This window comes from Pseudomonas sp. CF161, assembly GCF_000416215.1.
Taxonomy (GTDB): domain Bacteria; phylum Pseudomonadota; class Gammaproteobacteria; order Pseudomonadales; family Pseudomonadaceae; genus Aquipseudomonas.
Genome location: NZ_ATLP01000089.1, coordinates 115,201 through 127,552, shown reverse-complemented (window position 1 = coordinate 127,552; position 12,352 = coordinate 115,201). Strand labels below are relative to the sequence as shown.

The 12,352-nt window shown below is 60.3% G+C and carries 8 protein-coding genes; 6 read left to right on the top strand and 2 right to left on the bottom strand.

What is annotated here, in order from left to right; translation table 11 throughout:
* The first annotated feature begins 28 nt into the window (after positions 1–28).
* Positions 29–3,655 carry a transporter substrate-binding domain-containing protein gene (locus tag CF161_RS17845; protein ID WP_043229741.1) on the top strand — a complete coding sequence of 1,209 codons (3,627 nt, stop codon included), beginning with the start codon at positions 29–31 and terminating at the stop codon, positions 3,653–3,655.
* A 177-nt stretch (positions 3,656–3,832) separates the two neighbouring features.
* Here the strand turns inward: CF161_RS17845 and CF161_RS17840 are convergent, their stop codons facing one another.
* Entirely contained in the window at positions 3,833–5,107 is a 1,275-nt protein-coding gene (locus CF161_RS17840) for an MFS transporter (protein WP_020297987.1), read from the bottom strand.
* Between the two features lie 311 nt (positions 5,108–5,418).
* Positions 5,419–6,678, bottom strand: coding sequence for a CaiB/BaiF CoA-transferase family protein (locus CF161_RS17835; protein ID WP_020297986.1), 1,260 nt, complete (start codon positions 6,676–6,678; stop codon positions 5,419–5,421).
* A gap of 332 nt (positions 6,679–7,010) precedes the next feature.
* Between CF161_RS17835 and CF161_RS17830 the strand changes: the two genes are divergently transcribed.
* From CF161_RS17830 to CF161_RS17810, 5 genes are all read left to right on the top strand, one after another.
* Positions 7,011–7,922, top strand: a complete 912-nt coding sequence (locus CF161_RS17830; RefSeq protein WP_020297984.1) for an SDR family NAD(P)-dependent oxidoreductase — start codon at positions 7,011–7,013, stop codon at positions 7,920–7,922.
* A gap of 94 nt (positions 7,923–8,016) precedes the next feature.
* Positions 8,017–8,871 carry a MaoC family dehydratase N-terminal domain-containing protein gene (locus CF161_RS17825; RefSeq protein WP_020297983.1) on the top strand — a complete coding sequence of 285 codons (855 nt, stop codon included), beginning with the start codon at positions 8,017–8,019 and terminating at the stop codon, positions 8,869–8,871.
* Positions 8,865–9,695 (top strand): CoA ester lyase, encoded by an 831-nt coding sequence (locus tag CF161_RS17820; protein WP_020297982.1) that lies wholly within the window; start codon positions 8,865–8,867, stop codon positions 9,693–9,695. The genes CF161_RS17825 and CF161_RS17820 overlap by 7 nt, the downstream gene beginning before the upstream one ends.
* A gap of 136 nt (positions 9,696–9,831) precedes the next feature.
* Positions 9,832–11,043 carry an acetyl-CoA C-acetyltransferase gene (locus tag CF161_RS17815; RefSeq protein ID WP_020297981.1) on the top strand — a complete coding sequence of 404 codons (1,212 nt, stop codon included), beginning with the start codon at positions 9,832–9,834 and terminating at the stop codon, positions 11,041–11,043.
* Between the two features lie 55 nt (positions 11,044–11,098).
* The gene (locus CF161_RS17810; RefSeq protein ID WP_020297980.1) at positions 11,099–12,325 is read left to right on the top strand and encodes a CoA transferase; all 1,227 of its coding nucleotides are present in this window, start codon (positions 11,099–11,101) and stop codon (positions 12,323–12,325) included.
* The last annotated feature ends 27 nt before the right edge of the window (positions 12,326–12,352 follow it).

Below are 12,352 nucleotides of genomic sequence, written 5' to 3'. Positions count from 1 at the left end.
CCCAGGCACTTTCGGTCTCTGAACTCCCATGTATTTACGCTCTTTCTGGCTGTCCTTGTGCCTGCTTTCCATCAGCGCCTCAGTGGCGGCGGCTTCGCCGGCTTTAGTGCCCAAGGCGCTCTCCAGTCAATTGCGCATCGACCGTCACGATATGGCGATTTCGCCTGACGACTGGCGCTGGCTGCGGCACAAGGCCGAACTCAAGGTCGGTGTGTCGCCCAGCGAGTCGCCGCCATTCTCGGTCAATGCCCAGGGCAACCAATACGAGGGCATCAGCGCCGATGCCACCCACCTGGTTGCACAGTTGCTTGGCGTCCAAGTGAAAATCGTCGCGTTCGCCAACGATCAGGATGCCGAGCAGGCCCTGCAAGCGGGCAGCATCGATATGGTCAGCCGCCACGGCAGCTCGTTGCCCAGTCAAGACCTTATTTTCAGCATGCCCTATGCTCGGGATCGGCTCGCGCTATTCAAACGCAACGCCGAGCCACAGCGTTCCCCCCTCGATCTGGCCGGCGTACGCGTGGCCGTCACGGGGGAGCACCTGACGGAGTTGCAGCAGCGCTACCCGAGTGCTGATTTCAGGGTTTTTGCCAGCCATGAGCAGGCGATTGCCGCCGCTGCCTTTGGCCAGGCCGATGCTTACCTCGACGACCTGTACAGCGCCTATTATCAAATCAATCGTGCGTTCTACGGCTATGTGCGTTTCGAGCGCTTTGCCGATCTGCCCCTGGGTGGCTACAGGTATGCGTTGCGTGGCGATAACACGCGCTTGCAGCACCTGGTGGATGTAGCCATCGAGACCATTGGTCATGATCAGTTGAACAGCCTGGCCAAGCGCTGGGTCGGCAACAGCTTTATCCCCGGTGAAGAGCCCATCCATCTGACCCCGGAACAGTTGCGCTGGATCGAGCGGCATCCGGTGGCGCGACTGGTGATCAATGACGACCTGGCACCCGGCGCCTATTTTGATTCCAACGGGGTCTTTTCCGGCGGGGTGATCGATATGCTGGAAGTGATCACCCTGAGTACCGGCCTGGACTTTCAAGTGGTCTCGCGCAGCGGCGGCTACCCGCAGATCATCCAGGCTCTGCAGCAGGGCGAAGCCGATCTGGCGCTGATGACGGCGAGCCCTGAGCGGGAAGAGTACCTGCGCTTTTCCAGGCCGTTGATTGCCGGCCCCTTTGTGTTGCTCAGCAATATCGCGCAGCAAGGCAAGCTGGGCGACCTGGTCAATAAGCGCGTGGCCATTCCTTCCGGTCACGTCGCCCTGCAGCGCCTGCGCCAAAGCTATCCGCAAGCGATAGTGATCGAAGCCGGCAGCACCCTGGACTCGATGAACCTGCTCTATGAAGGCAAGGCCGATGCCGCCGTCATCGCGCTGCCCGCAGCACGCTATTACACCGAGCGGCTGTTTCGCGACAAGTTGGTCATCAACCGTGACATCGACCTCGGGCCGAGTTCGGTCAACTTTGCCTTGCGCCGCAGCGATGCGGAGCTGCAGTCGATCATCGACACGGTTTTGCAGAGCATTGCGCCGGATGAATTGAACGCGATCTCCAATCGCTGGCGCTCCCCGCCAGGCATGAGCGGGCAGACCTGGGTCGATTACCAGCGGGTGATCAGCGAGGTGATCGCCGCGGCTTCGCTGCTGGTGCTGTTGTCCCTGGTGTGGGTGATTTACCTGCATCGACAGATCAAGGCGCGGCGCAACGCCGAGCGGATGCTCAACGATCAGTTGCGGTTTGTCGAAACCCTGACCGACTGCATGCCGCCACCGATGTACGTCTGTGACAGCTCTGGCTGCGTGCTGTCGTGCAACCGCAGCTACCTGAAAAGTGTCGGCCTGGACAGCGAGCAGGTGCTGAACAAGAGCGTGCACCAGTTGCCCGCGGAAAACTTCGAAGGCCCGGCTGATTTTCATCGTGACTTGCAGCAAGCCCTGAGCGAGGGGCAGACGGTCGAGTCGGTGCATGCCGTTCAACTGCAAGGCCGGGAAGTCTGGATCAGCCATTGGGCACATCCGTTTCAGAACGCCCAGGGCGTTTTCAAGGGCGTTATCTGCGGTTGGATCGACATCACCGAACATCGGCAACTGGTGCAGCAGTTGCAGGAGGCGAAAAACCACGCAGACGATGCCAGTCGGGCCAAGACCAGCTTCCTGGCAACCATGAGTCATGAAATTCGCACGCCCATGAATGCGGTCATCGGCATTCTGGAGCTGGCGCTCAAGCGCGCCGACAGCGAGCCCATCGATCGTTCGAGCATCGAAATCGCCCACACCTCGGCCAGAAGCCTGCTGGAACTGATCGGCGATATCCTCGACATCGCCCGTATCGAATCGGGGCGCCTGAGCCTTTCGCCCAAGCGCGCCAACCTGCGCGAACTGGTTGAGTCGGTCGCGCGGGTATTTGAGGGGCTGGCGCGACAGAAGCGCCTGAATCTGGTGCTGGAGATCGATTCGGGCATCAATTGCGATGTGCTGGTCGATGCCCTGCGGTTCAAGCAGATCCTCTCCAACCTGGTCAGCAATGCGATCAAGTTTACTGAAGAGGGCATAGTCAAGATCAGTGTCGTGGGCACCTTGACCGACAGCAGCCTGCTCAATGTGAGTATTCGTGTCGAAGACAGCGGCATCGGTATCAGCTCGGCCGATCAGCAACGACTGTTCCGGCCGTTTTTCCAGGTGCAGCGCACGATGCAGCACACCGAAGGTACGGGCCTGGGCCTGGTGATCTGCCGCTCGCTGTGCGAAATGATGGGGGGGCGGCTGAACATTAGCAGCACCTTGGGCCGGGGTACGCAGGTCGAAATCGAGCTGCGGGTGCAAGTGCTTGAGCCCATCAGCGTCACGCAGCTCTCGGCGCTACCACTGTCTCGGCAGCGTTATCGCCTGCAGGTGCTGGTGGTGGATGACCACCAGGTCAATCGCCAAGTGCTGTGCCAGCAACTGGAGTTCCTCGGCCACGATGTCAGCGAGGCGGAAAATGGCCAGAAGGCCTTTGAATGCTGGAGCGAGCAGCCTTTCGACATTGTCATTACCGACTGCCACATGCCAGTCATGAACGGCGTCGAGCTGACTCGGGCCATCCGTCGAGTGGAGCAGGAGCGGGCGCTGGAGCCTACGGTGATTCTTGGCCTTACCGCAGACGCCCAAGCCGAAGAGCTTGAACTGTGCATTCTGGCGGGCATGAACGATTGCCTGATCAAGCCCGTCGGGATTGATGACCTGGACGCTCGCCTGCTGGCGCTGCACCAGGCCGATCAGCTCGAACATTTCTCCTTGCAGCCACTGGACGCGACACCCGTGGTGGTGCAACTGGTCGATCTTGGCCCGCTGGAGTTGTTGATCAGCAACGAACCGGTGAAATTCCGACAGATCCTGGATGAACTGATCAACAGCAATCGCAGGGACTGCCAACGGATGTTCACGTTGTTGCAAGAAGGCGAGATCGACAAACTTTCGGAGCTGGCACATCGCATCAAGGGAGCTGCGCGGGTGGTGACAGGCGAGCAGTTGGTGGCGTGCTGTCGGCGCCTGGAAGCAGCATGCGAAGACTCGCAGGTGACCTCGGCGCAGCTCAGGCAGGTGGTGGAGGAGGTCGAAACGGCTATCAATGACCTGGAGCGGGCGCTGCTGAATCTCCAGCAGCGCTGAGGTGCCGTAGCAGATGGCGCTATGTCCGCTTGATGCTAGGCACCCATTCATCCCAAAACCGTAGGGCCTCGGCATCAGTGCCAAAGCTGGCGCCGTTGTCCAGGCTGCTGAACTCAACGACCGTGTGTGTTCTTGAGTCAAATAGGGGGGATTTGTAAGTGGTTAATGTTTAGAGGTTTATTGTTTGATGGGGTCGAACTGCTTTTCTTTGATAAACAGCGCGGGAATAATTCCGCAAATGAAATAGGCCGCCCCCATGATCAAGAAGCCGGTTCCAATGGACGCATAGGTGGCCAGGAAACCTATGGTTGCCGGAGCAATGGCGGCTCCAATACGCCCGATGTTATAAGCACCGCCCACGGCCGTTCCTCGAAACTTCGCTTCAAAGCTTTCCGTCATGTAGGTCGCGTTGACGGCATAGGGGATCCCGTACAGAAACCCAAAGGTCACCATTAGCGGCAAGATTGTTTCCGGTGTTTGAAACAACACGATGATGGGCAGGAATGCAGCGGTTGACAGTGTCCCAAATGCAAAGGTGGCTCGGCGGCCGAATTTATCCGCGGCGATGCCGGCTAATATTTTGCCTAATATCATGGCGGTGTAAGTTCCAACCATATAGGAAGTCATGGACTTGAAGTTGATCCCCAGTTCACCTTCGAGATATGAAGGCATCCAGTTGTTCACGCCAAAGTAACCAAACTGCAGGAAGCAGGCAGTGAGCGCCCAGAACATAAACATGCGGTTGGCGGCCGGGTCATTCCATATCTGTCTGAAGGTGCCAGCGCTTTTGCTGGGGGTGCATGTTCGCGGTTGAGTCCCTTTGTTTTTCAACCGCTCGGCGCGTGCTTTTAACCAGGTGTCTGATTCCGGAACAAAGATCTGCATGAATATCGCGAGCACCACGGGAATCGCGGACACATAAAATAACCAGCGCCAGCCGTGCTCGGGCAAGATCCAGCCTGCAAGCAAGGTCGCGACTATATAGCCGACCGAGTAGCCCGCCTGCAGGGTGCCAAGGACCGTGGTTCTATAACGCGTGGGCACGTATTCCGCCATAAGTGTCGTACAGGCCACATAAACCGCGCCCAAGCCCAGGGATGCGATAAAACGTATAACTGCAAATTGGCTGTAGCTATTCGCCAGCCCCAGGGCACCGCTGGCCAGGCTGAATAACACAATGCTCCAGATAATGGTCTTGACCCTGCCGAAGCGGTCACACAACCATCCACCGTAAATGCCACCAATGGCCATGCCGGCCAATGTCAAACTGCCTAAAGTCCCGGCCTCAAGACTGCTCAGCCCAAACTCTGATTTCAGGCTGCTTAAACTATAGGAAAGGAGCATCAGGTCGGTGCCGTCAGCGACTAGGCAGATAAAGCAAAAAAAGAAAACTGCAATCCAGGTTCGATCTTTATTCAGTGTTAGTGCTTGTGTCTGAGCAATATTGTTCATAGGTATGCCTGTGTTTTTTATTTTTATAAGGGTTTGACGTTATATGGGGTAAATATCTATCGGCACAGTGCGAGGTTGTGACTCGTCATCACGCCACTATCGTTAGTCGCTTTGTTGAAGTCGCTCAGGACCGCTTTATGCCATTTGCAACCAAGGGTGCCTGTCAGGTCCGTTTGTAGTGCGTGTTATTTGTATTTCGCCTGGGGCCACGATTTTTAGTTTTAAGGGTGATTTGAAAAGTACTCGGGAACTTCAAACCTGCACGTAGCTCTTGTGCGGAGGTGCGTAGGTCTCCAGTGGATTTACAGCGTTCACGGCGTAGGGCTTTTTTGCTTTGGGCGATTCCAGATCACGCCGGCAGCAGCCAAGTGTCGCAACTCATCAGTCGAGAGGTTGATCCACTGGCTCAGAATTTCTTCGGTGTGCTGGCCAAGCCTTGGCGGCTCGCGACGATAGTCGGCAGGTGTTTCGGAGAGCTTGCCAGGATAGGCCAGGGTGGGGATGTCAACGTTATCGTCTCGTACGAAATGGTGGACCGATTTTCTTGCTTCGATAAACGGGTCGGCAAAGACCTGGTCGATGGTGTTGACGGGGCCTGCGGGGACCTTGGCAGCGACCAGTTGCGCTATCAGTTGGTCACTGCGCCACGTTCCTACGATCTCTTCAAGTTCGGCTTCCAGTGCATCGCGGTGAATGACGCGCCCTGAGTTCTCCATGAATCGCTCGTCACGCGCGAGGTCGGGACGACCCAGCACCTCGACCAGTGCTTTGAACTGGTGGTCGTTGCCCACGGCGATGATCAGGACGCCATCCAGGCTTTCGAACGTGCGATACGGAACCACGGTCGGGTGCGCATTGCCCATGCGCCCCGGCACTGTGGCGCCCACCAGCCAGCTCATGGCCTGATTGGCGAGCATGGCAATCTGGGTATCGAGCAACGAACAGTCGATGTGCTGGCCGATGCCGGTTTTTTCTGCGTGACGCAGGGCGATCAGCACCGAGACGTTGGCGTAGATGCCGGTAGTCAGGTCGGTGATGGCGACCCCGACCTTGGTGGGAGCGGCATCCCGATCGCCGGTGATACTCATGAGGCCGCCCATGCCTTGGGCGATGAAGTCGTAACCACCGCGGTCAGCGTACGGGCCGTCCTGGCCGAAGCCGGTGATGGAGCAATAGACCAATTTAGGGTTGATTGCGCGCAGGCTCTCGTAGTCGAGCTGGTATTTTTTCAGCCCGCCGACCCGGAAATTTTCAACCAGGATATCGGCCTGTGCCGCAAGGCGCCGGATCAGGTCGGCGCCTGCCGGGTCCGCGATATCGATCGCCGCGGAGCGCTTGTTGCGGTTACAGCCAAGGTAATAGGCGCTTTCACCTGGCCCGCCCTCGCTGTCCTCGGGAAGGAACGGAGGTCCCCATCTACGGGTGTCGTCACCCACCCCGACCATTTCGATCTTGGCCACGTCGGCACCGAAATCTCCCAATATCTGCGTGCACCACGGGCCTGCCAATACGCGGGAGAGATCCAGTACACGCACGCCCTCCAAGGGGCGCTTGCTGGTGTTGGTGTTCATTTGTCAGTCATTCCTCAGCTCTAGAAAAAACAGGCCTCCGTCGTTGTCGGCGGTGTGAGTCGTGCTGTGGATGTCGAAGCTACTTCAAGTTGATTTTGTTTTCAATATGGAGAATGCTATTCAGCATGATGACTGGCACAAGGTATTTCAGTGCCAGGCTTAATCAGGGGTAAGGCCTTGATTCATCTGGATGTTGACGGATTTTTTTCAAGTTGAGCTCATTGTTTGTAGGGATTTTCCTTGGTTTTTCCGTTTTATCGTGCAGGGCAAGCTGGCGATGGATACAGGGCTGCGCATTTTGCTAATTTTCTGATGGTTGAGTGAGGTTCAGAATGGTGATTTTAAAAGACAAGGTCATTGTGGTGACGGGCGCCGGGGGCGGCATTGGGCGGGCCATGGCGCTGGAGATGGCGCGCGCCGGTGCGGCGGTGGTCATAAACGACGTCGGCGTGTCACTGGGAGGCGAGGGCGGTTCCTCCTCGCCGGCTGAGGACACCCTGAAACTGATCGAGGCCGAAGGCGGGCGTGCGGTCATCAATACCGACAGCGTTGCCGAGTGGAGTGGCGCGCAACACATCATCGCTTGCGCGCTGGATAGCTTCGGTCGGATCGACGGCGTGGTGAACAACGCGGGGATTATTCGTGACGTGATTTTTCACAAGATGAGCCCGCAAGACTGGTTGTCGGTGATCCAGGTCCACCTCAACGGCAGCTTTTTCGTCAGCCGTGCGGCGGCCGAGTACTTTCGCCAGCAGGAAAGCGGCGCCTTCGTGCACATGGTCAGCGCCTCCGGGTTGATCGGCAACGTCGGCCAGGCCAACTACTCGGCGGCCAAGCTGGGCATTGTCGCGCTCTCCAAATCCATCGCCCTCGACATGCAGCGCTTCAACGTGCGCTCCAACTGCATCGCGCCATTTGCCTGGAGCCGCATGACCAGCGCTATCCCGCAAGCGAGCCCGCAGGAGAAGGCGCGGGTTGAGCGCCTCAAGCAGATGACCCCGGAAAAGAACGCGCCACTTGCCGCGTACTTGCTGTCCGATCGGGCCAAGGATGTGAACGGGCAGGTGTTCACCGTGCGTCGCAACGAAGTGATGCTGATGAGTCAGAGCCGCCCGCTGCGCTCGGTGCAACAGAGCGAAGGTTGGAGCCCGCTGAGCATCGCGGAACATGCCATGCCGGCGTTGGCCGATGGCTTCACGCCCTTGCAGGTGAGCGCCGACGTGTTCTGTTGGGACCCGGTCTGAGCGCTCAGTCAGCAGCCACTCGATAAGGAAATAGAGCCATGCGCTTCAAGGGTCCGCAACAACGCTGTCTTGCCCGCTTACCGGAGGCTTGGCGATGAGCACTGAGCAACCTGAGGCACTCCAGGCCTGGCTGGGGCGCCGCGAAGTCTGCGAGGCGCTGCTCACCGAGCAGATGCTCGAGGCCTATCGCGCCACCCTGGGCCCGCATCTTTGGCCAACCGAAAGTCATGCGCCGCCGGGCCTGCACTGGTGCCTTGCTCCGTCCACGGCTCAGGCCGGCATGGATGCGCTGGGGATTGATGGGCATCCGCAACGTGGCGGCTTTTTACCGCCGGTGCCTTTGCCTCGGCGCATGTGGGCGGGGGGCGAAGTGCAAACCCTGGCCCCGCTGCCGCTCGGCCAGCCCATCCAGCGGGTGTCGACCATTGCCGATATCCGCTTCAAGAGCGGGCGCAGCGGCCAGTTGTGTTTCGTAACGGTCGAACATGAGTTGTCCTGCGCCGGAAGGTTGGCCATTCGCGAGCGCCAGGACATCGTCTATCGGGGCGCCGCGAGCTGCACTGCAGCCCCAGCCCCAGCCGAGGCCGCACCGCCGCGGCCGGGCCAGCGGCAATGCTGGGTGCAGACACCGCCAACCCTGCTGATGCGTTACAGCGCGCTGACCTTCAATGCCCACCGCATCCACTACGACTTGCCCTACGCCATCGGTGAAGAGGGTTACCCCGGGCTGGTGGTCCATGGGCCGCTGCAGGCCAGCGTGCTCTTCAACCTGATGGCCAGCCATGCCGGGCGGGTGCCGCAACGCTTTGCCTACCGTGGTCTAGCGCCCTTGATTGGCGGGCGGGCGTTTCGTGCCGCGGTGGATTGGCAGCAGCAGGGCGCGAGCCTCAAGGGGTGGACCCAGGATGCGGATAACCAGGTGAGCATGGAGGCCAGTGCGACATGTTGAGCAGCTCTTTTCGGGCGCCGATTGCGGCCTTGTTTGTGCCGGGCGACCGCCCCGAGCGGTTTGCCAAGGCTGCCGCCAGTGGGGCCGATGCCGTGGTTCTGGATCTGGAAGACGGCGTGGCGCCGGAGGCACGCGAAGCGGCCCGCCGCTCCGTGATCCGGCATGGGATTCAATCGGTGCCGGTCATTATTCGGATCAATGCCGCCGCCAGCGAGGCCTTCGAGGGCGATCTCATCGCGCTGCGCGCTGCGCGTTTTGATGGGCTGATGCTGGCCAAGGCCGAAACGGCCGCCGATATCCAGCGCGTGCACGATCTGCTGGGGCGCCAGGTGCCGGTGATTGCACTCGTGGAAACCGCCAGCGCCTTTATTGACCTTGCCAGCCTGCTTCAGGCTCCGGGTGTGGTGCAAGCGGCCTTGGGTGCGCTGGATCTTGCCCTGGACCTGGGCTGCCAGCCGAGCTGGGAGGCGCTGGCCTACTGCCGCGGGGCGCTGGTGTTGCAGTCGCGCCTGGCGGGCTTGCCGCCGCCGTTGGACGGTATTGCCACGCGTTTTGACGACCCGAAAGCGGTGCGCCACGAGGCATTGCTGGCCGCCGGACTTGGCTTTGGCGGCAAGCTGGCGATTCACCCACGCCAGGTGTTGCCGATCAAGCAGGCGTTCGTGCCGGATGCCCAGGCGATTGCCTGGGCGCGCGCTGCGCTGAAGGCCGGTGACAGCGGCGCCGCGGTGCAGCTCGATGGCGAGATGATCGACCGTCCGCTGATCGAGCGTGCCCGACGCATTCTTGCCCGGGCGAGCAACACCGGGGGCTGCGCAGTATGAACGCCTGGTTCGGCACTGCCCGGATAGCCGCTTCCAAGCCCCCGGTCGAGGGTGCCTGGTCAAAGGTCCTGAATGGGGGGCGTATCCCGCTTTGCGGCTCCTCGAAATCATTTCTCTAACAAGGTGAGTGAACACTATGCGTGAAGCAGTTATTTGTGAGCCGATGCGTACTGCGGTGGGTCGCTATGGCGGCATCTTTCGTGACGTTCCCGCTGTCGAGCTGGCAGCGCAACTGATCGGTGAGTTGGTCAAGCGCACCGGGCTACCTCCCGAGGTGATTGACGACGTTATTCTTGGCCAGTGCTACCCCAACGGCGAAGCCCCCGCTATTGGGCGGATCGCGGCGCTGGATGCCGGGCTGGGGGTTCGAGTCCCTGGTTTGCAGCTGGATCGGCGCTGCGGTTCCGGCCTGCAAGCGGTGATCGATGCTGCAATGCGAGTGCAGACCGGGGCCTGTGATCTGGTCATTGCTGGCGGTGCGGAAAGCATGAGCCAGGCTGAACACTACGTGCTGGGCAATCGCTGGGGCTTGCGCGGGGATTCCAGCCCATTGTGGGACCGCATTGCACGGGGGCGTATCACCTCGGGTGGCAAGCACTACCCGGTGGCGGGCGGCATGCTGGAGACCGCAGAAAACCTTCGGCGTGAGTACGCCATCAGTCGGCATGCGCAGGATGAAATGGCGCTGCGCTCGCACCAGCGGGCGATTGCCGCCCAGGCTAATGGCAGTTTTGAGGAAGAGATCGTTCCGGTCGCGGTCAAGACCCACAACGGGGTGATGCAGGTCAGCATCGACGAGCATCCACGGGCCGATGTGTCGATGGAAAGCCTGGCTGCACTCAAGGCGGTGCGCCTGGGCGCCGACCCCGAAGCCACGGTGACCGCGGGCAACGCCAGCGGCCAGAACGACGGCGCCGCCGTGTGCATTGTCACCACCCGTGAACAGGCCGAGAAGTTTGGATTGCGGCCTTTTGGCCGGCTGGTCAACTGGGCGGTGGCGGGAGTTGAGCCTGAGCGCATGGGCATCGGCCCGGTGCCGGCCACCGAGTTGGTACTGCGCCGTGCCGGGCTGACGCTCAAGGACATGGACCTGATTGAAATCAACGAAGCGTTTGCGTCGCAAGTCCTGGCATGCACCAGCGCCTTGTCGTTCAACGCAGGCGATTATGAGCGCCTGAACGTCAATGGTTCGGGTATTTCCCTGGGCCATCCGGTTGGGGCGACAGGGACCCGGATTCTGGCGACCATGCTGCGCGAACTGGGGCGGCGTAATGGTCGCTACGGCCTGGAGACTATGTGTATCGGTGGCGGCCAAGGGCTGGCGGCGATCTTTGAGCGGGTGAGTTGAGCGCTGTACGCAAGAGCCAACCCGTCAATAGATTCAGCGGCAGGAGCCAGGTCCCATGTACCCGTTCTTGAAAGGTTTACGTGTCATCGAATGTGCGTCCTTTATCGCCGCGCCTTCCTGTGCCCTGCATTTGCAACAGCTGGGCGCCGAGGTGATTCGCATCGACCCCATCGGCGGCGGCCCTGACTTTAAGCGTTGGCCGGTATCCAATTCAGGTGCGAGCTTGTATTGGGAGGGCCTGAACAAAGGCAAGCAGTCCGTGGCGTTGGACCTGTCGCGCGCCGAAGGTCGGCAGTTGGCCATCGACCTGATCACCGCGCCGGGGGCGAATGCGGGGATTTTCGTCACCAACTTTCCGGTGGGCGGTTTTCTTGCCCATGAAGCTTTGTGCAAGCAGCGCGCGGATTTGATTACGGTGCGGGTCATGGGCTGGGGGGACGGTACGTCGGCGGTCGATTACACCGTCAATGCTGCGATTGGCGTGCCCTACATGACGGGCGATGAGGCCAATGCAGAGCGCCCGGTCAACCATGTGTTGCCGGCTTGGGATCTACTGACGGGAGCCTACGCGGCTTTTGCGACGCTGGCGGCAGAGCGTCAGCGGAACCTGACCGGGCAAGGGCAGGAGGTTCGAATCCCGCTGTCCGACGTGGCCATGGCGGCACTGGGCAATACCGGGCAGATCGCCGAAGCCCTGCACAGCGGCGATCGGGCTCGTCAGGGCAATGCGTTGTTTGGCGCTTTTGGGCGGGACTTCGTAACGGCTGATGGCCAGTACCTGATGGTGGTCGCGATTACCGCCAGGCAGTGGAAAGGGCTGCTGAACGCTCTGCAGCTCAAACAGCGGATCGAGCAACTGGAAGGTGTGCTTGGCGTTTCTTTTGAGCGTGATGAAGGGCAGCGCTTTATCCATCGTGATGCCTTGTTCCCGATCTTCGAGCGCTGCATTGCCGAGCTCACCCTGGAACAGGTGACGGCCCGCTTTGCGGCCAATGACCTGTGCTGGAGCCCTTATCGCACCTTGGGCGAGGCGATGCAGGTCGACCCGCGCCTAGCGCTTTCTGCGCCGCTCTATACGCAACTGAGCCACCCCAGCGGGCTGACTTACCCAGCCCCCGGGCCGGCCGCGACTTTCGTCGGCACCCCGCGCGATGCCGGTGTGCGGGCGCCTTATCTCGGGGAAAACACCGATCAGGTCCTGGAGCAGGTGCTGTCACTGACCTCGGCGCAGATCGCCCAACTGCATGACAGCGGGTTGGTGGCGGGCAGCCGGCATGGATAACGGCGGTGCCTGGTTGGCAACTTCATG